At 71.7% G+C, this 19,258-nt stretch carries 15 protein-coding genes and 2 pseudogenes; 11 read left to right on the top strand and 6 right to left on the bottom strand.

The features are described 5' to 3' along the window. Nucleotides 1-123 precede the first annotated feature (123 nt). Complete coding sequence (locus ACFSL4_RS26760) at nt 124-450, top strand: hypothetical protein (RefSeq protein ID WP_381088018.1); 327 nt, start codon at nt 124-126, stop codon at nt 448-450. Nucleotides 451-505: 55 nt separating this feature from the next. After that, on the top strand, nt 506-1,582 hold the full coding sequence (locus ACFSL4_RS26765; RefSeq protein ID WP_381088021.1) for a DUF6745 domain-containing protein: 1,077 nt from the start codon (nt 506-508) through the stop codon (nt 1,580-1,582). 36 nt (nt 1,583-1,618) lie between these two features. On the opposite strand, the gene ACFSL4_RS26770 is transcribed toward ACFSL4_RS26765, so the two are convergent. The 3 genes from ACFSL4_RS26770 to ACFSL4_RS26780 form a co-directional block, all read right to left on the bottom strand. Continuing rightward, a complete protein-coding gene (locus tag ACFSL4_RS26770; protein WP_381088024.1) occupies nt 1,619-4,486 on the bottom strand; it encodes a SpoIIE family protein phosphatase in 2,868 nt (955 codons plus the stop codon). Nucleotides 4,487-4,783: 297 nt separating this feature from the next. Next, entirely contained in the window at nt 4,784-5,836 is a 1,053-nt protein-coding gene (locus ACFSL4_RS26775) for an SDR family oxidoreductase (protein ID WP_381088027.1), read from the bottom strand. Between the two features lie 60 nt (nt 5,837-5,896). Next, nucleotides 5,897-6,352, bottom strand: a complete 456-nt coding sequence (locus tag ACFSL4_RS26780; protein ID WP_381088029.1) for a MerR family transcriptional regulator — start codon at nt 6,350-6,352, stop codon at nt 5,897-5,899. A gap of 101 nt (nt 6,353-6,453) precedes the next feature. Between ACFSL4_RS26780 and lnt the strand changes: the two genes are divergently transcribed. From lnt to ACFSL4_RS26800, 4 genes and pseudogenes are all read left to right on the top strand, one after another. After that, entirely contained in the window at nt 6,454-8,115 is a 1,662-nt protein-coding gene (gene lnt, locus ACFSL4_RS26785) for an apolipoprotein N-acyltransferase (RefSeq protein WP_381088032.1), read from the top strand. Between the two features lie 9 nt (nt 8,116-8,124). Then, on the top strand, nt 8,125-8,604 hold the full coding sequence (locus ACFSL4_RS26790; protein ID WP_381088034.1) for an NUDIX hydrolase: 480 nt from the start codon (nt 8,125-8,127) through the stop codon (nt 8,602-8,604). A 101-nt stretch (nt 8,605-8,705) separates the two neighbouring features. Further along, nucleotides 8,706-9,456, top strand: a pseudogene (locus ACFSL4_RS26795) (3-hydroxybutyrate dehydrogenase). Nucleotides 9,457-9,524: 68 nt separating this feature from the next. After that, nucleotides 9,525-11,450 (top strand): helix-turn-helix domain-containing protein, encoded by a 1,926-nt coding sequence (locus ACFSL4_RS26800; protein ID WP_381088037.1) that lies wholly within the window; start codon nt 9,525-9,527, stop codon nt 11,448-11,450. A gap of 136 nt (nt 11,451-11,586) precedes the next feature. Here ACFSL4_RS26800 and ACFSL4_RS26805 read toward each other — a convergent pair whose 3' ends face one another. Beyond that, nucleotides 11,587-12,972, bottom strand: a complete 1,386-nt coding sequence (locus tag ACFSL4_RS26805; protein ID WP_381088040.1) for an MFS transporter — start codon at nt 12,970-12,972, stop codon at nt 11,587-11,589. A gap of 859 nt (nt 12,973-13,831) precedes the next feature. On the opposite strand from ACFSL4_RS26805, the pseudogene ACFSL4_RS26810 reads away from it, so the two are divergent. Beyond that, a pseudogene (locus ACFSL4_RS26810) lies at nt 13,832-14,206 on the top strand (IS110 family transposase); the annotation flags it as partial. Nucleotides 14,207-14,422: 216 nt separating this feature from the next. On the opposite strand, the gene ACFSL4_RS26815 reads toward ACFSL4_RS26810, so the two are convergent. Continuing rightward, nucleotides 14,423-14,608 (bottom strand): hypothetical protein, encoded by a 186-nt coding sequence (locus ACFSL4_RS26815; protein WP_381088043.1) that lies wholly within the window; start codon nt 14,606-14,608, stop codon nt 14,423-14,425. Between the two features lie 195 nt (nt 14,609-14,803). Beyond that, entirely contained in the window at nt 14,804-15,889 is a 1,086-nt protein-coding gene (locus tag ACFSL4_RS26820; RefSeq protein WP_381088045.1) for a PucR family transcriptional regulator, read from the bottom strand. 327 nt (nt 15,890-16,216) lie between these two features. On the opposite strand from ACFSL4_RS26820, the gene ACFSL4_RS26825 reads away from it, so the two are divergent. Genes ACFSL4_RS26825 through ACFSL4_RS26840 form a run of 4 tightly spaced genes read left to right on the top strand, consistent with a single transcriptional unit; the run spans nt 16,217 to nt 19,231 of the window. Beyond that, nucleotides 16,217-17,602, top strand: coding sequence for an NfeD family protein (locus ACFSL4_RS26825; protein WP_381088048.1), 1,386 nt, complete (start codon nt 16,217-16,219; stop codon nt 17,600-17,602). Next, entirely contained in the window at nt 17,599-18,387 is a 789-nt protein-coding gene (locus ACFSL4_RS26830; RefSeq protein ID WP_381088050.1) for a slipin family protein, read from the top strand. The genes ACFSL4_RS26825 and ACFSL4_RS26830 overlap by 4 nt, the downstream gene beginning before the upstream one ends. 38 nt (nt 18,388-18,425) lie before the next feature. Then, nucleotides 18,426-18,764 (top strand): DUF3040 domain-containing protein, encoded by a 339-nt coding sequence (locus ACFSL4_RS26835; protein WP_381088053.1) that lies wholly within the window; start codon nt 18,426-18,428, stop codon nt 18,762-18,764. A gap of 8 nt (nt 18,765-18,772) precedes the next feature. Beyond that, on the top strand, nt 18,773-19,231 hold the full coding sequence (locus tag ACFSL4_RS26840) for a CBS domain-containing protein (RefSeq protein WP_381088056.1): 459 nt from the start codon (nt 18,773-18,775) through the stop codon (nt 19,229-19,231). Nucleotides 19,232-19,258: the final 27 nt, after the last annotated feature.

The raw sequence follows: 19,258 nt of genomic DNA on the forward strand, positions 1-19,258 counted from the left end.
AGTTCTAGCAACAGCCACTGACAGTGCGCGGGGCGGGGCATCGTCCCGGCCCGCTGTCAGTGGCGGCTCGTACTGTCTCGGTGTGGCTGTGGTGCACGGTGCGCCGAGCCGGAGGGGAGAACCATGTACCGGCAGGGAGACGTGCTGATCGTGCCCGTCGCGGACGAGGCGGTGCCGCCCCATGTCCCGCACGCGCAGAAGGAGCCGCGTGACCCGCGGGGCCGACTCGTGCTGGCCCTGGGAGAGGTCACCGGCCATGCCCACGCGGTCGTCGGACCGGGTGAACTCGTGCGTGAGCCGGGGCCGTTCGGGCCGCTGCTGCTGCACCTGCCCGAGGGCGGACGGGTCGTCCACGAGGAGCACGCGGCGATCCCCCTGCCTCAAGGGTGGTACCGGGTGATCCGGCAGCGGGAGTACGTCCCCGGGTCCGTGCGGATCGTGGCCGACTGACGGCGCGGTGATCGGTGTGGGTGGCGCAACAGAGGAGACGAAGGGGGAGTTGACGATGTCCACGGTTCTGCAGGCGACCGGGGTGGCGACGGCCGGCGGATTCGGCGGCGACGGGGACGGGGCCCGCCCGGACACGGTGCGGCAGTGGCGGGAGTGCGCGGCGGCCGTCCGGCCCGCTGACCGGGCCACGGCGGAGGCCGGTATACGGCTGGCGTACCGGCGTGCCGGGCTGGCGGGGCCGGACCGCGTGGTCTGGGCGGGGTCGCCGAGGGAAGGTGTGACGCTGGTGCGGGGCCTGGCCGACCCGGGACCGAGTGTGCGTGAGGCGGTGCGGACGGCACCGTGGGCGGCTGAACGGCGCCGTGTGCACGAAAAGTTGGGTGCGGCGGGCTGGTCGGAGCACTGGTCGGCGACCGGTGGCCGGCTGTGGGACGCCACGCAGGCGCTGATCGACCGGGTCCGCGGGGGCGTGCTCGACGACCTCGCCGCCGACGACCCGGGCACCGTGACCGAGCTCCGGCTGATCCTGCTGGACGCGGTACTCGGACAGCACGACGCGCCCTGGCTGGCCGCCCTCGCCGCCGACGGGCCGCCGCTCGACGGTCTGGCGCAGGTGTGCCGCAGCGCCGGCTGGTGGTGGCCGTTCGAGAAGGTGGCGGTGGTGTGTGAACGTCCCGTGGCCCTGCACCGCGACGAGGCCGGCCGGCTCGACCGCGGCGACGGTCCCGCTCTGGCCTTCCCCGACGGCTTCGCCCTGTACGCCTGGCGTGGCATGCCGGTGCCGCCCGCCTTCCTGGCGGCGCTCCCCTCGCTGACACCGGAGCGGATACGGGCCGAGGAGAACGCCGAGTTGCGGCGCGTCATGCTCGAGTACTACGGCTACGACCGCTACTTGAGCGACTCCGGCGCCCGGCCCGTCCACCGGGACGAGACCGGCACCCTCTGGCGCATCGAACTGCCGGGGGACGAGCCGGCGGTGATGGTGGAGGTCCTCAACTCGACCCCGGAACCCGACGGCACCCACCGCACCTACTGGCTCCGCGTACCCCCCACGACACGGGAGGCCAGAGAGGGGGTCGCCTGGACGTTCGGGCTGCACCCCGAGGCGTACGCACCCGTACGGGAGACATGACCGGAAGGTACGGCACCCGGCCCGCCCCGCCGGCGGTCACCGGCCCCGGTTCGCTTCGTCCGGGATGAGCTGCTCGGTCCAGATGCACTTGCCCGATTCGGTGTAGCGGGTGCCCCAGCGCTGGGAGAGGGCGGCGACGAGCTGGAGACCGCGGCCTCCCTCGTCGGTGGCGCCGGCTCGGCGGACATGGGGGGTGGTCAGGCTGGAGTCGGAGACCTCGCAGATGAGGGTGCGGCTGCGGAGCAGCCGTAGCCGGATGGGGCCCTTGGCGTGGCGGATGACGTTGCCGATGAGTTCGCTGGCGAGCAGTTCGGTGGTCATGGTGAGCTCGTCCAGACCCCACCCGGCCAGCCGCTCGCGGATGAGCCGGCGGGCCTGGCCGGCGGCGACGGGGTCGTCGGGAAGGGCCCAGACGGCGATGTCGTCGGGCCTGAGGCGGTGCACACGGGTCATCAGCAGGACCGCGTCGTCGGCCGAGCTGCCCTCGGGGAGCAGCACGGCGGTGACCAGGTCGCTGAGGGCGTCGAGGTCTTCCCGCTCGCCGGAACCGGTGGTGGACAGGGCGTGGGCGAGGCGGCCCATGCCGAGATCGAGGTCCCGGTCGACCCCTCCGACCAGGCCGTCGGTGTACAGGACCAGCACGCCGCCGTCGGCCAGGCGGCAGCTGGCGGTGATGAACGGCGGGACCGCGGACCCGAGGGGCGGGTTGGGGGCTGCGGGGAAGAAGGAGACGGTGCCGTCGGGAAGGACGGCGGCGGGCGGCGGATGGCCCGCGTTGGCGTAGCAGAACTCCCCGGTGACGGGGTCGTAGATGCCGTACAGGCAGGTGGCGAAGCGGTCGTTGCCCAGGTCGCCGACGATGTCGTTGAGGCGGGCCAGCAGGTCCTCGGGGGGCAGTTCGAGGTGGGCGAGGGTGCGCACCGCCGTACGCAGGCGTCCCATGGCGGCGGCTTCGGGCAGCCCGTGGCCCATGACGTCGCCGACGACCAGGGCGACCCGGTCCGCGGACAGCGGGATGACGTCGTACCAGTCGCCGCCGATCTCGGCGCCCTGTCCGGCGGGCAGATAGCGGGCGGCGGCGGTGACCGCGGGCAGCGAGGGCAGTTCCCGGGGAAGCAGGCCGCGCTGGAGCTCGCGGGCGCGGGTGGTGGCCGAGTCGTACAGCCGGGCCCGCCCCAGGGCCTGGGCTACCAGGCCGCTCACGGCGTTCAGCAGCGTGTGATCGTCCTCGTCGAAGCTGCGTGATCCGGTCCAGGAGATGGTGAGGCCGCCGATGGGGTGGCCCGAGACGATCAGCGGCAGGAAGGCCAGGGTCTCCTGCGGCATACCGGCCGCGAAGTCGGCCAGTTTCGGGTAGCGGGTGGCGAAGTCCTTCTGCGTCGTGGTGAACACCGGGGCGCGGGTCTGGATCGCCTCGCCCACGGGAGTGGCGGCGCTCGGCGTGGTGGGCGGCGGGCCGTGGAGGCGTTCCAGGGGGCCGGGCGGAAAGCGGTTCAGGAAATCGGGTGGAAGTCCGACGGAGCCGACGACGCCGAGGTGGCCGTCCTCCACTGCCGTGATCAGCATTCCGGTGGCGTCGAAGAACGGCAGTGCGGTCTCGGCGACGGCGTTCACCACGTCCTGGGCGGTGACCGTCTCGGTGAGGGTCCGGGTGATCGCGGAGACGAAGGAGGCACGCTCGGCGGCGGCCCGGTCGGCTTCCTCGCGCCGGTGTTTCTCCGTGACGTCGGTGATGTAGAGGGCGAGTCCGTCGGGGCTGGGGATGAGCCGCAGATGGCTCCAGCGACCGTCGGTCGGCAGCGGCGCGTCGTGTTCGGCGGGCACGCCCGCGGCGGCGGCCTCGCGGCACCAGCCCGCAAGGCGCGGCACCCCGCACACGGCCGGTACCTCCCACAGGAACCGGCCCATCAGGCACCGGGCGGGGCCGAGCACGCGCTCGGCCGCGGCGTTGACGAACCTGATCCGCCCGTCACTCGTGGCGGAGAGGAACCCGTCGCTCATGTGCAGCAGGGCACGGCCCACCGACTCCAGCGAGGCGTGGGCCTCGGTGACGTTCCAGGCGACCCCGGTCATGCCGGCCGGTTCCCCGCCCTCCCCGGAGACGGTATGGCCGCGGCTGCGTATCCAGGAGTAGCCGCCGTCCGTGCCGCGCACTCGGTACTCGATGTCGAACAGACCGCGGGCGCGGATGGTCCGGTCGGTCTCCGCCACCACCCAGGACAGGTCGTCGGGGTGAATGTGGGTGGCCAGGGACTCGATCGTGTCGGCGAAGTCTCCGCGGTCGATGCCCATCGCGTCGAGCAGGCCCGCGTCCACTTTCATGTCCCCGCTGCGCAGATCCCACTCCCAGTTCCCTCCGGCCGCGGACTCGGGCACTCTGTCCCGGCCCGGTCCCGACTCCTGCAGCAGCGCGGGCAACACGCCTTCCGGGCCGGGCGGGGCCAGCCGCAGCCGGCTCCCCGCCCACCGGGCCACCTCCAGGAGGAACGTCTGCTGGGCGGGTACGGGTCCGTGGTGGCCGGACACGAGGACGGACAGGGTGCCGAGGGTGCCTTCCGGGCCGGGAATCGGCACCGCTACGACCCCGGCGTCCGGTGGGACTCCGGTGGCACGGGGGACGGCGGGCGTGCGGCGACCGAACGCCTGTTCGGGCACGGCGGCCGCGGGCGAGAAGGCGGCCATGTTCCGCTGTGTGGCCCGGGCGGGGGCCGCCGGGCCGTCCTCGGAGATGTTCTCCCAGAGCCGGGCGTACGCCGGGGGCAGGCTGCTGCTCGCCACCAGCCGCAGCCCCCGGGTGATGTCCCGCACGCGTATGTGGGCCATGCCGCCCAGCGCTCCGAGCTCGGCCATCGCCTGCTGCAGGGCGCACTGCAGCATCTGGGCGTCCCCCAGACGGTCGTCCACGGCATCGAGGAGCCTCAGCCGGTCGGCCCGAACGCGATCAGGCCCTTCCCGGAGGTCTTCGCGATGCGCGGCTTGCGCGGCCATGCTGGACTCCCGATCGGTCCTCTCCCGAAACGCCAGTCACGCCCACCGGCGACCAAGGATTCCGGCCGGTCGGCGATCACCAGGCATGCCTGGGACATACTTCACAATAACGTCGCATCCAGGGCGGGTGCGAACAGCGTGGGGCCTCCCCCCGGGGGGCTTTCACCGACGAGGACGTGCTGCTGGACCTGCGCCGTACAAGGCCGGGCACCCTCATCGCGCCGCGGTGCCCTCGTCGGCTGGGAGGCGACCGGGTCCCGGCCAGGCCACCAGGCCCAGGCGGAAGAGGCTCTCGGCGGTGTCGACGATGGTCGTCGCCGTGTCGCGCGGCGCCCAGCCCAGCACGGAGCGGGCCTTGCCGGTGTCCAGACGGGGAACCTCGCCCAGCCGGCCGGCCGTCTCCCGCAGCGCGGGGTCGGTGCGGGCCGCCTCACGGACCTGCTCGGCGCTCAGTTCCATGGTCGGCACACGTGCGGCCCGTTCACCGAGGCCGTCGGCCAGCATGCGGGCCATCTGCAGGAAACTGATCGCCTCGCCGCTGCCGGCCAGGAAACGCTCGCCGGCCGCGGCGGGGTGAGTCATGGCGCGCAGGTGCAGTTCGGCGACGTCGCGGACGTCCACCACACCGAAGTACACGGGCGGCACGGCCGGTACCGCCCCCTCCAGCATCGCCTTGAGGAGGCCGATCGAGGCGGAGAGCCGGGGGCCGAGCACGGGCCCGAAGATCCCGCTCGGATTGACGACCGCCAGTTCCAGGCCGTTCCCTTCGGCGGCGACGAAGTCCCAGGCCGCTCGTTCGGCGATGGTCTTGGACCTGACGTAGGCGCTGTTGTCGTCGGCCGGGTCGGTCCAGTCGGTCTCGTCGTACCTGCCGCTCGCCTTGCGGCTGTAACCCACCGCGGCGAACGACGAGGTCAGCACCACGCGCCGCACACCGCCCTGCCGCGCGGACCGCAGTACCCGCAGTGCGCCGTCCCGCGCCGGGACGATCACGTCGTCGTCATGGGCGGGCCGGCCGCCGGGGAACGGCGACGCCACATGCAGGACGTGGGCGCAGCCCGCGACCGCGTCGTCCCACCCGTCGTCCGCCGTCAGGTCGGCGTGGACGATCTCCAGCCTCCCGTCCGGGTCGGCACCGTCGGCCTCCAGCGCGGCCCGCACGTCCGCCGCGCGGTCGGGCGACCGCACCGTGGTGCGCACTCGGTGGCCCTCCCGCAGCAGGAGGGCCACCGAGTGCGATCCCAGGTACCCATTGCCGCCGGTCACCAGAACAAGATCATTGTCAGCTCGCTGTTTCACGTCGTTCCCGCGTATGTCGATGAGTCTTCAGCGGAGCTCGCGCACGACCGGCACGATCTCCTCCACCGCACGGCGTTCGGCCGCCGTGTCGCCGCGCTCACGCGTGTCCCAGAGATCGGCCTTGAGCTGCAGATAGCGCAGTTGGACCCGCATGCGCTCCATCTCCTGGGCGACCCGGTCGGCGTTGCGCCGGAACAGCTCCCGCAGTTGTCCGGCCGACCCGTCCTCCTCGGCCAGATGCCGGAGGTAGGCCCGCATGTCCTGCACGCTCACCCCGGTCGCCCGCAGACAGCCGAGTGCCTCGATGGTCTCCACCGCGGTGGCGCTGTAGCGGCGGTGACCACTGCTCTCGTCCCGGTCCACCGGGTCGATGAGGCCGATCTTCTCGTAGTAGCGCAGTGTCGGCTCCGACAGACCGCTGAGCCTGGACACCTCCCGGATCGTCATCGGGGAGGCGTCCGCCCCCTTCTGTGTCGCTGCCATGTATCGAGTCTCGGGCACTTCAAGCGCTTGAAGTCAAGCCGGCCGGGGCGCCGGACCGGCGGCGCTGTCGGCGTCATGGTCACGCGCCGTACACTCCCCGGGTGACTGTCAGCACAACTTCCGTGGGCGAGCCGAAACTGCTCGAACCCGGCGTCGCACCCGCGCCTCGTGGTGCCCGCCGCATACGACGCCTCGTTCCGGCCGTCGCCGCATCGCTCTCCGGAGTGCTGCTCTACGTCAGTTTTCCGCCCCGGACCGTGTGGTGGCTCGCCCTCCCGGCCTTCGCCGTCTTCGGCTGGACGCTGCGCGACCGCACCTGGAAGGCGGCCCTCGGCCTCGGTTACCTCTTCGGCCTCGGCTTCCTGCTGCCGCTGCTGGTGTGGACCGGCGTCGAGGTCGGCTCCGGCCCGTGGCTCGCGCTCGTCGCGGTGGAGGCGATCTTCGTCGCGCTCGTCGGCGCGGGCGTCGCGCTGGTGTCCCGGCTGCCCGCCTGGCCGGTGTGGGCAGCGGCGGTGTGGATCGCGGGAGAGGCGGCACGCGCGCGTGTGCCGTTCGGCGGCTTCCCGTGGGGGAAGATCGCCTTCGGGCAGGCGGACGGCGTGTTCCTGCCGCTCGCGGCGGTGGGCGGAACCCCCGTGCTCGGTTTCGCGGTCGTGCTGTGCGGGTTCGGGCTGTACGAGATCGTGCGCCTGGTCGTGGACGGCCGGCGCACCGGGGGCATGCCACGGCGCGGGGCGGCCGTCGCCGCGCTGCTGAGCGTCGCCGTTCCCGTGGCGGGCGCGGTCGCCGCGCGCACTCTGGTCAGCGACGAGGCAGAGAACGGCACCGCGACCGTCGCGGTCGTCCAGGGCAACGTGCCGCGCTCCGGACTCGAGTTCAACGCCCAGCGGCGCGCGGTTCTCGACCACCACGTGCGCGAGACCGAGCGCCTGGCCGCGGAGGTCAGGGCGGGCACGGTCCCGCGGCCCGACCTCGTACTGTGGCCCGAGAACTCCTCCGACATCGACCCGTTCGCCAACCCGGACGCCGCCGCCGTGATCAGCCGGGCCGCGAGGGCGATCGGCGTGCCCGTGTCGGTCGGCGGTGTCGTCGAGCGCGACGGCAGGCTCTACAACGAGCAGATCCTGTGGGACCCGCGGAAGGGACCCGTCGACACCTACGACAAGCGGCAGGTGCAGCCGTTCGGCGAGTACCTCCCACTGCGCCCGCTGCTCGGTGTCATCAACAAGAACTGGACGTCGATGGTCCGCCAGGACTTCAGCCGCGGGCACAAGCCGGGCGTGTTCACCATGGCGGACGCCAAGGTGGGGCTCGTCACCTGCTACGAGGCCGCCTTCGACTGGACGGTGCGCACGACCGTGACGGACGGCGCGCAGCTGATCTCGGTGCCCAGCAACAACGCGACCTTCGACCGCAGCGAGATGACCTACCAGCAGCTCGCCATGTCCCGCGTCCGGGCGGTGGAGCACAGCCGTACCGTCACCGTGCCGGTGACCAGCGGCGTCAGCGCCGTCATCATGCCGGATGGGAGGATCACCCAGCACACGGCGATGTTCGTGGCCGACTCGCTCGTCCAGAAGGTCCCGCTGCGCTCCTCCGAGACGCCCGCCACGCGGCTCGGAGCCCTGCCCGAGGCAGTCCTGGTGCTGGTCGCGGCGGGCGGCCTCGGCTGGGCGGTGGCAGCGTCAGCCCGCCGCCGTCGTGGGCGCGGTGACGGGGACGTCCGTCTCGATGACGAAGGGGCCGTGGAGCCCGCCCGCTAGGGTCGCGCCATGGCTACTCCCGAATTCATCCGAGCGGTCCGGGCCTTCGCCGGTCATCAGCTGCTGCTGCTCCCGGGTGTCACCGCCGTCGTCTTCGACGACGAGGGCCGAGTACTGCTGGGGCGCCGCTCCGACACCGGCAGATGGTCGCTGATCGGCGGCATCCCGGAGCCGGGGGAGCAGCCGGCGGCCTGTGTCGTGCGAGAGGTGTACGAGGAGACGGCCGTACGGTGCGTCGCCGACCGGGTCGTCCTCGTCCAGGCGCTGGACCCGGTGACGTACCCGAACCGGGATCAGTGCCAGTACATGGACATCACCTTCCGCTGCCGGGCCGTCGGCGGCGAGGCGCGCGTCAACGACGACGAGTCGCTGGAGGTCGGCTGGTTCGCGGTGGACGCGCTGCCGGAGCTGCACCGGTTCGGACGGTTCCGGATCAAGCAGGCGCTCTTGGAAGCACCCACATGGTTCGACCCCACGAATCCACTATGAAGTATGGGTGGTGACCATATGTGGTGGGGCACGAGCGCTGCCCAGGGGCATCGCATGACCGTGCCCCCTCCCGCCCGAGCCCCCTCGCCGCCCCGCTCGACCTGGGCGGTCGCACCGCGCTCGTCACCGGCGCCGCCGGTGGCATCGGCCGCGCCTGCGCGCTGCGGCTGGCCGCCGCAGGCGCCGAGGTGAGAGGGGTCGACCGGGACGCCGCCGGGCTCGCCGCCCTCGCCGGCGCGGCCCACGGCCTTCCGGGCACCGTCGAGCCGCACGTTCTGGACCTCACCGACCTGGACGCGGCCGAGTACGCCGCCGCCGGCACCGACGTCCTGGTCGACAACGCCGGGCTCCAACGGGTGCGGCCGATCGAGGAGTACCCGCCCGATGTCTTCCACACCGTCCTGACCGTGATGCTGGAAGCCCCGTTCCGGCTCATGCGCGGAGCGCTGCCCCATATGTACGGGCAGGGCTGGGCCGCATCGTCAACGTGTCGTCGGTCCACGGGCTGCGCGCCTCCGCCTTCAAGTCGGCGTACGTCGCCGCCAAGCACGGGCTCGAAGGGCTGTCGAAGACCGCCGCCCTGGATGGAGCCACCCATGGCGTCACATCGAACTGTGTGAGCCCGGCCTATGTGCGCACCCCCTGGTCGGGAAGCAGCTGGCCGACCGGGCGCGGGCGCACGGGATTCCCGGGGAGCGCGTGCTGTCCGGGGTGCTGCTCCAGGACAGCGCCGTGAAACGGCTGATCGAGCCGGAGGAGGTCGCCGAGGCGGTGGCCTGCCTGTGCAGTCCGCAGGCGTCCTTCGTCACCGGCGCCTCGCTGGTCCTCGACGGCGGCTGGACCGCGCACTGAGCGGCGACGTCTCACGAGTTGTCCACAGGTCTGGCGGGCCCGGCCCCGCCGTGGGTCATCCTGGGGGCATGTCTCGCGATCACGTACAGTCCGCGGAGCGCCCCGGCACCGGTGCCGAGGCGCCGTTCCTGGAGCTCCTGGCCCGGGGCGCGTCGGCCGACGCATACGAGCAGCCGGTGCTGCTCGCCCGCGCCGAGGGCCTGCCCGCCGAGCGCATCGTCGCCCTGGAGAAGGCCAAACGGCTGGCGCTGCGGGTGCGCGCGGAGATGGAAGGCCGACGCCGCCGCGAGGCGGAGCTGTCCGCCCTTTTCGAAACCGCCCACGACCTGGCGGGGCTGCGTGACCTCGACGCCGTCCTGCCCGCGATCGTGCAGCGCGCCCGGTCGCTGCTGAGCACCGACGTGGCGTATCTGACCCTGCACGACGAGGCCGCGGGCGACACCTACATGAGGGTCACCGAGGGCTCGGTCGCCGCACGCTTCCAGCAGCTCAGGCTCGGTATGGGGGAGGGGCTCGGCGGCCTCGTCGCCCAGACCGCCCGCCCCTACGTGACACCCGACTACTTCGAGGACGACCGCTTCCAGCACACCCGGACGATCGACACGGGTGTGCGCGACGAGGGGCTGGTGGCGATCCTCGGCGTGCCCCTGATGATCGGCCCGCAGGTCATCGGGGTCCTGTTCGCCGCCGACCGGCGGGCCCGGGTCTTCGAGCGGGAGGAGATCGCGCTCCTCGGCTCGTTCGCCGCCCTGGCCGCCGCGGCCATCGACACCGCGAACCTGCTCACCGAGACGCGTTCGGCCCTGGACCGGCTCGCCCGCGCCAACGAGATCATCCGCGACCGCAGCGCGGTGATCGAGCGTGCCTCGGAGGTCCACGACCGTCTCGCCGAACTGGTCCTGCGCGGCGGCGGCGTCCACGACGTGGCCGCCGCCGTCTCCCAGGTCCTCGACGGCACCGTCGAGTTCGCCGAGGCGGACTCCGCCCCGCCCTCGGCCCTGGAGGCGTCCCGCGCCGGGGGCCACGCCGTGCGGCACGGCCGCGACTGGGTCGCCGCCGTGGCAGGCGGCGGCGAACTGCTCGGCGCGCTGGTACTGCGCGGACATCCCGGGCTCGACCCCGTGGACCAGCGGACGCTGGAGCGTGCGGCGACGGTCACCTCCCTGCTGCTGCTCGCCCGCCGTTCGGCGGCCGAAGCCGAGCAGCGCGTCCGCGGTGAGCTGCTGGACGACCTCCTCGACGTCCGCGACCGGGACCCGAGGCTGCTGCGCGAGCGGGCCGCCCGGCTTCGTGCCGATCTCGACGCCACCCATGTGGTGCTGGCCGCCCGCCTCGACACGGCGACCGGAGACGCCGACCAGGAGGCGGCCGCACGCCGGCGGCTGTGGTCCGCCGCCTCCCACCTCGCGGCCACCCGGCAGGGGCTCGCCGCCGCCCGCGACGGAGGCACGGTTCTGCTGCTGCCCCTCGACCCGGGCGACACGGCGACGGAGCTGGCCCGCCGCACCGCCCGCCAGCTCGGCACGGTCGTGCACGAGGAGGTCACCGTCGGCGCCTCCGCACCCGTGCGGGACCTCGCCGCCCGCCCGGACGCCGTCGCCGCGGCCTACGCCGAAGGGCAGCGGTGCCTTGAGGCCCTGCGCCTGCTGGGCCGCGCCGGGGACGGGGCCGCTGCCGAGGACTTCGGTTTCCTCGGGCTGCTGCTTGCCGGGGACCGCGACATCGCCGGCTATGTACGGCGCACGATCGGCCAGGTCATCGCCTATGACGAACGGCGTGGCACCGATCTGGTCCGCACCCTCGACGCCTACTTCTCCTGCGGGATGAGCCCGGCGCGCACCAAGGACGAGCTGCACGTCCATGTGAACACCGTGGCGCAGCGCCTGGAGCGGGTGGGCCGGCTGCTCGGCGACGACTGGCAGAGCCCGGCCCGCGCCCTGGAGATACAACTGGCGTTGCGCCTGCACCGGCTGTCGGCGACGACCCGGCACTGACCGGGACGCCGCACCGGGCCGGACGCCTGGCAGCGAGGACGGGGCATCGTGCTGCCCGCCGGCCGGGGACACGCGTCGCGACACGCGTGAGCGGCCCCGTGCACGCGCGCGCACGGGGCCGCTCACGGACCGGGACTCAGACGGTGCGCGCATCCGCCGCGTGCGCCCCGGCCGGTTCCGCGTCCGGCTCGGACTCCACCTGGGCCAGGTCGCGGTGCCGGGTCTCCTCGGCGACGCCCACCGCGACCAGGGTCAGCACGGCCGCCGCGATCACGTACAGGGCGATCGGTGTCGAGCTGCCGTAGTCGGACAGCAGCGCGGTCGCGATCAGCGGGGCGGGCGCGCCGGCCGCCACCGAGGCGAACTGGGCGCCGATGGACGCACCCGAGTAGCGCATGCGGGTCGCGAACATCTCGGAGAAGAAGGCCGCCTGGGGCGCGTACATCGCCCCGTGCAGCACCAGACCGACCGTCACGGCGAGGACGAGGCTGCCGAAGCCGCCCGTGTCGATCAGCGAGAAGAAGGGGAACATCCACAGGCCGATCCCGGCCGCGCCCAGCAGATAGACGGGCCGGCGCCCGATCCGGTCGGAGAGCGCGCCCCACGCCGGGATCACGGCGAAGTGCACGGCGGAGGCGATCAGCACGGCGTTGAGGGCGGTCTGCTTGGAGACGTCGGCCTGCGTGGTGGCGTAGACGAGGATGAAGGCGGTGATCACGTAGTAGCTGATGTTCTCCGCCATGCGCGCGCCCATGGCCACCAGAACGTCCCGCCAGTGGTGGCGCAGCACGGAGACCAGCGGCAGCTTCTCCGCGGCGGCGTCCCTGGCCGCCTTGCGGGCCTCAGCCTGCTCCAGGGCCTGCTGGAACACGGGCGACTCGTCGACGGACAGACGAATCCACAGACCTACGACCACCAGCACGCCGGACAGCAGGAACGGAATGCGCCAGCCCCACGAGCCGAACGCGCTGTCCGAGAGCACCGCGGTCAGCAGCGACAGCACACCCGTGGCCAGGAGCTGCCCGGCGGGTGCGCCGGTCTGCGGCCAGGAGGCCCAGAAGCCGCGCCGCCGCGCGTCGCCGTGCTCCGACACGAGCAGGACGGCGCCGCCCCACTCGCCACCGAGCGCGAAGCCCTGCACCAGGCGCAGTGTCGTGAGCAGGACGGGCGCGGCGGTGCCGACCGTCGCGTGGGTGGGCAGCAGGCCGATCGCGAAGGTCGCCCCGCCCATCAGCAGCAGGCTCAGTACGAGCAGCTTCTTGCGCCCCAGCCGGTCGCCGTAGTGCCCGAAGACCAGCGCGCCGATCGGACGGGCCGCGAACCCGACGGCGTAGGTGAGGAACGACAGGAGTGTGCCGACCAGCGGGTCGGAGCCCGGGAAGAACAGCTTGTTGAAGACGAGCGCGGCGGCGGATCCGTAGAGGAAGAAGTCGTACCACTCGATGGTGGTGCCGATGAGGCTGGCGGCGACGATTCTGGGAAGGCTGGCGGGGGGTGGGGGAGCGGTGGTTCCGGAGGCCATGTGCGCCACTTCCTCGTGTGCGGTGGAGACAGGTAGGTGTCGGCACACGGTAGGAAGATGCAGGTCAGGGGCACATGTGGTGGGGCAATATAGTTCGAGGGTTGGCTATGCGTGCGGCCGCCATGCAGGCTCACGGAGGGGCGCTTCAGAGGCTCGAAGACAGTCGACACGAGTGCTGTTCGTGACGCGTAGTTCGGAGTGATTTGACGGTGCGGTGCTGACTCCCGTGCTGGTTTGCTGCTGACTAAAAGCCCACGTCATCACCCGTCCTCACCTCTCCCGTGCTGACTTGGTGCTGACTACGCTCCGTTGAACTCGGACATCTGGGGTTGATCGACTCAGAGTCGTTGCGTAAGAGGTGACCGGCCTCAGAGACCGAGCCCGACCTCACTGCTCAGCCTCTGCGGGCATGGGCAAGGCACTGCTGGTGGTACACGGCTCAGATGCAGTTTGACCATCGAAAACAGCTCCGATCGCCACAAGCTGCGGACGGCTGGTCCGGGTATGGTCCGGATCTTGGTTCGAAGGTTCGTGGTGATGAGCGCTGCTCGCATGTTGCGCTGTACGACGATGACGGCCTCGGCACTGCTTCGAGAGGCGACGGCGGGCCGCAGAAGACTGTCCTGACCGGGCTGCACCAAGGCTGTATTCGGCGCTCGTAGCGTGCCGTAGGACGCCGGGCCGGGTGACTCGTGAACCGTCTGCCGCTCTTCGGGGCTGGCTCTCCCGGGGTATGCCGCCGGTCCAGCGTCCGTCCGCGGTCTGACTCAACAGAGGCGTGTCCCGGCCAGGTTGGTTCCGGAAGTCGGCGTGTCGACCGTGGCTGCCCCCGTCGTCCGACCGTGAGGAATCAAGTCCCGTGATACTGCTCGGTGTCGACCCCCACAAGTCCACCCATACCGCCACCGCCGTCGAGCCGGCCTCGAACCAGCAGGTCGGGTCGATGCGGATCGAGGCCAGTCTGGCGGACTACCGGCGGCTGCTGGCCTGGGCCAAGCGGTGGCCGCAGCGGAAATGGGCTGTGGAGAACGCCAACGGCCTGGGCCGGCATCTCGCCCAGTGGCTCATCGCCCGCGGTGCCGCAGCGACCAGCCGGGTGCGCGAACTTTCCCGCGGTGGACGGCGTAAGAACGACCAGATCGACGCTGCGGCCGCAGCCACCCTTGCTTGCCTGCAGGGAGAAGGGCGGGATCTCACGCCCGAGGATCACACCACGGCGCCGGCCCTCCTGGACGAACGGCGTGTGAACCCGGCCCAGGCCCGGGTGCGCACGGTCAACCAACTCCACGCGCTGCCGCGCGATCTGCTGCCCGGAGGCGCCCCGACCCAGCTGTCCGCGGACCTGGCCGCCAAGCTGCTGCGATCCGTCCGCACACCGGCGACGTCGAGACCGTCCGGAAGGACATTGCCTGGGACCTGGTCGCCGAGATCCCGAAACTGGACAAGCAGCTCATGGACAACGCTGCCCGGATGCAGAGCCTGGGTGGTACAGCCGCTCGCGGCGCAGGATCGCACCCTTCTCGTTCTTCGGTGCGGCGTCGTACTCGGCCACGATCCTCAGCTTGTACTCGGGGCTGAAAGTGCGGCGTTTCGGCCGGGGAGCCGGGTCGGATCCGGCGGGCTTGGTACTGGTCATGAGGGGGTGGTTCTCCTGTCGTGCCCTCTCAGGCCAACCCGCCGAAGCGGGGCGCCTCACCCAAGGCTGACAGAGAGGGGCTGGAGGCGAATTGCGCACCTGAACTGGGGTGATGTCCCACGGCTTGCGAGGGTTCGCGGCCTTCGCTGCGGGCGGGCCCGCCGTACGGATCGTGCGCGCACGAATGTCTTCGTGTCAGTCGGCCGTTTGCAGGGCGGTGGCGGGCCAGTCGAGCAGGCGGGCACCGAGGACGGCCGTTTGCAGGGTGTAGCGGTGAGCCGGGTCGCAGGGGTTGTAGCCGGTCAGTTCCCGGACCCGTGCCAGGCGGTATGTCACGGTGCGGACGCTCAGGCGCAAACGGCGTGCCGTGAGGGTGTTCACGCAGCCGCTGGCGAAATAGGACGTGAGGGTGTCGATCAGGGGCTGGGGGCCGCCTCGGGCGTCTTCCAGACCGCCGAGAACGGTGGCGACGAGGTCGGTGATGGCGGCCCGGTCCCGGCCCAGAACCTGGAATACCAGCAGGTCCGAGGCGTCGACCAGGGGAGTCGGCAGCGCCAGCCGGCCGGCGACGTCGAGGATGCCGCGGACTTCCTGGTAGGAGTGGACGATGCCACTGGGGCCTGGCCGGGGTCGGCTGACGGCCACCCGGTATGGCGCGCCGACGGCGCTGGCGACCTGTTCGGCGAACCAGCCCGGGGCCTCGGCCCGGCTGGCTGGGGCGACGCAGACCAGCAGCCCCTCCTTGGTCGTGATCAGGACGTCGCGAGCACGGAACCGAGCGGTCATCGCCTCCTCGACGTAGCGGACCGCTGGACCGCCAGCGCCGAAGGTGTGACCGGTGGCCCGCGCTACGGCGACGGTGTGTGGGCCGACCAGATGCAGTCCGAAGTGCTCCGCGCGTTCGGCGAGCCGGCCCAGGTCGGAGTCGCCTTCGAGGAGGGCATCGACGAATTCGCGCCTGGCGGCTTCCTCTCGGCGGATTGCCGCCCGCTGCGCGGTCTCGTACCCCTCGGTGAGTGCTACGGCCGCCTCGCCCACGGCCTGCATCACCGCCGCCGCCACGCTCTCCAGTTCGGCGCGGTCACGGGCCTGTCGCGCACCGGGCATTTCGGGCCAGGCGCCGCATACGGCTCCGAGACACTCGGCGACCAGCACCCGCAGTGCGAGCCCCCTCTCGGCCGCAGCCGAGGCACAGGCCCGCAGTCGGCCGGCTTCCTCCTCGCGGAGCCGCCGCTTGTCCCGAGAGATCGCAGCGAACTGGTCCACCAGCGTCTGGCGCACGTCCCGCAGGTGCTGTTCGCCGCCAGGTCGGGGAGGCGGCCGGTCAGCCACCCGGCCGTCATCGGACACGGCAGCCCGGGGACGTGCAGCGGGAGGACCGTTCGCTGTCCGCATGCTTCCACTGTGCCGGAAGGGCACGACATGCGCCCGTCCGGCCGGAGCTCGTTGCCCGTTTGCCGGATTCCGGCAAACGAGGCGCCGTGAAGCCTCCACCCCTGCGCGGACCTCCGGCAGGAGCCAGAGGGCACGGCGGGTAAGGCGCTGGTAACGGATATCCGGCCGGGGAAGGGGGCGAGAACGGTGCCGCGGTGTGGTCGGCTTCCGGGGGTGCGGATACTGGTCCTTGCGTTCGCGGCCGCGCTGGCGTGTCTGCTCGTACTGCCCGCCGCCGGTTCGGCGCAGGGCGGAAGCGTGCTGGTGACGCGGGTTGACACCACCATCACCCCGGTTGTCGCCGACCATCTGCGCGAGGGTGTCCGGATCGCCGGGCGTGAAGGCGCCGCCGCCTACCTGGTGGAGATCGACACACCGGGAGGACTGCTGGAGTCCACCAGGCGGATCGTCCAGGACTTCTTCTCCTCCCCGGTCCCGGTGATCGTCTATGTGTCTCCGTCGGGTGCTCGGGCCGCGTCGGCGGGCGCGTACATCACGATGTCCGCGCACATCGCCGCTATGGCGCCGGGCACGCACATCGGGGCCGGCACACCGGTGACGGGCCAGGGTGACAAGGCCAGCGAGAAGGTGGTCAACGACTCGGCGGCGTTCGCCGTCTCGATCGCCGAGCGGCGCGGCCGCAGCACTGCGTTCGCCGATGACATGGTCCGCAAGGGTACGGCCTGGCCGGACAGCAGGGCACTGCGGGGCGACGTCATCGATGTGGTGGCGCCCTCCCGTGGCGCCCTGCTGAAGGACGTGGACGGCACCACGGTGAGCGTCGGCCCGCCGGACGCGCAGCGGCAAGTGGTCCTGCACACCGCCGGGGTGCGGACGACCGAGCACGGCCTGGGGTTCTTCGGTGAACTGCGGCAGTTGCTGGCCAGTCCCGAGCTGGCGTTCCTGTTCCTGTCGATCGGCACCCTGGCCGTGCTGTACGAGCTGGCCAGTCCCGGTATCGGTGTCGCCGGGATCACCGGCGCCCTCCTGCTCGTCCTCGGCTTCGCCGCACTCAGCGTCCTGCCCTTCAACCTGGCGGGACTGTTTCTGCTTCTGCTGGCCGCCGCCTTGTTCGTCGCCGAGGTACTCACCCCGGGTGTGGGTGTCTTCGCTGCCGGGGGGACCGTGTCGCTGGTGCTGGCGGGGATCTTCCTCTTCCGCGGCGAGCTGGGGGTGGACCCGGCCGTCCTGTGGCCCACCGCCCTCGTCGTCGGCGGTGGAGCCTTGCTGGCCGGCCGCCTGGCCTGGCGGGCCCGCCGCGCACCCGCGCTCACCGGACACGACGCGCTCATCGGGAGTCGGGCCGTCGTGCACCGCGCCGCAGACGGCACGGGCCAGGCGCTGGTTGAGGGGGCCTGGTGGACGGTGCGCGGACGGGACGAGCCCGTGGCCGCAGGCCAGCACGTGCGCGTCGTCGGCCGGGAGGGCCTGGACCTCATCGTCGATCCCGCCGATCCCGCCGATCCCGCCGATCCCGCCGAGCCAGCCGAGCCAGCCGAGCCAGCCGAGCCAGCCGAGCCCCACGAGGGCCGATGCGACACCGAGGAGAACACACCATGAACGCGGCATTGACCGGCATCATCGTCGCGGCAGTCATCGTGCTGCTGCTCGCCATGATGGCCATCAAGATCGTTCCTGAGTACGAGCGCGGGGTGATCTTCCGCCTCGGCCGGATCATCGGTGCCAAAGGCCCAGGGCTGTTCTTCATCATCCCCGTGGTCGACCGCATGATCCGTGTGTCCCTGCGCACCATCACCATGGACATCCCGCCGCAGGATGTCATCACCAAGGACAATGTCACCGTACGGGTCAATGCCGTCACTTATTTCAACGTTGTCGACCCCAACCGTTCCGTGGTGGCCATCGAGGACCACATTCAAGGAACCTCGCAAGTGGCCCAGACCACTCTGAGGAGCATTCTTGGTCAGGTCGACCTCGACGAACTGCTGGTCAACCGCGAAGAGATAAACCAACGGCTCCAGCAGATCATCGACGACGTCACCAACCCCTGGGGCGTCAAAGTCACCCTCGTCGAGGTCAAGGACGTCGAACTGCCGCAGCCCATGCGTCGCGCCATGGCCCGCCAGGCCGAGGCCGAGCGCGACCGGCGCGCCAAGGTCATCCATGCCAAGGGCGAGTTCGAAGCCGCGCAGACCCTCGCCGACGCCGCCGACCGGCTCGAAGGCCACCCCGCCGCCATGCATCTGCGGATCCTGTCCACCATGGCGGAGATCACCTCCGAACGGAACTCCACCCTCATCTTCCCCCTGCCGATGGAGGTGCTGCGTCTCGTCGACATGCTCCGCCCCAACGACGCCTCACGCAGCAGCGCCAATCCCGCATAGCCGCCGCATCAGGTCCATCCCCAGGCAAGGTGATCGGCATGAACCCTTCAATGGACGACCGGCACATCCTCGCAGAGATGGAACGCCGCCTGAGCCGGGACGACCCCGAGCTGGCCACGCTGCTGCAGACGCTGAACCGCCAGTTCACCGACAGTCAGGACGACACCGGCTCCGGCCACGACGACAGCGGCGCACGCTTCGACTGGCGTTGGAAGGCAGGCATCGCCCTCGCCATTGTCGCGATGACGGGTCTACTCCTCGCCGCGCTCGTCACCGCGTCTCCGCCGGCCGACGACAATCACGGGCCGCTGAGCGGCCATGCCGCAGCCGCATCCGTAGCCGACCAGGCCACGCCCCTCACCCACCCGCCTGTCTAGGGGGAGCCATGCGCGCACGTGATCTCGCCCAGCCCTATGTCGCCGTCCCTCCGCAGACTGATGCCCTGGCTGCGGTACGACTGCTCGTCGAGCGCGGTCTGCCGGGGCTGCTGGTAGTGGGACCGGACGGGCGGGCGCACACCCTGCTGCCCGCCTGCGACCTGGTCCGGGCGCTGGTGCCCGGCTACATCCAGGAGGATCCCGTACTCGCCGATGTGATCGACGAGCCGCATGCCGATCACCTCTGCCGCGCGGTCGCGGGGCGCAGGCTCGTCGACTGTCTACCGCCGGGAAGACCGTTCCTGCCCACCGCCGCTGCCGACTGCACCGCCATGCAGATCGCGGAGCTGATGGCCCGTACCCGCAGTCCCCTCATCGCGGTGGTCGAGCCGGGCGCATCGGCTCCCGAACGCCTGCTCGGCGTCATCACCGCCGCCCATCTGCTGGACCAGCTTCTTCGGGCGTGAGCGGCGCGCAGGCCCGACGTACCCGGG

It is taken from the genome of Streptomyces caeni, from assembly GCF_042678285.1.
GTDB classification, from domain to species: domain Bacteria; phylum Actinomycetota; class Actinomycetes; order Streptomycetales; family Streptomycetaceae; genus Streptomyces; species Streptomyces caeni.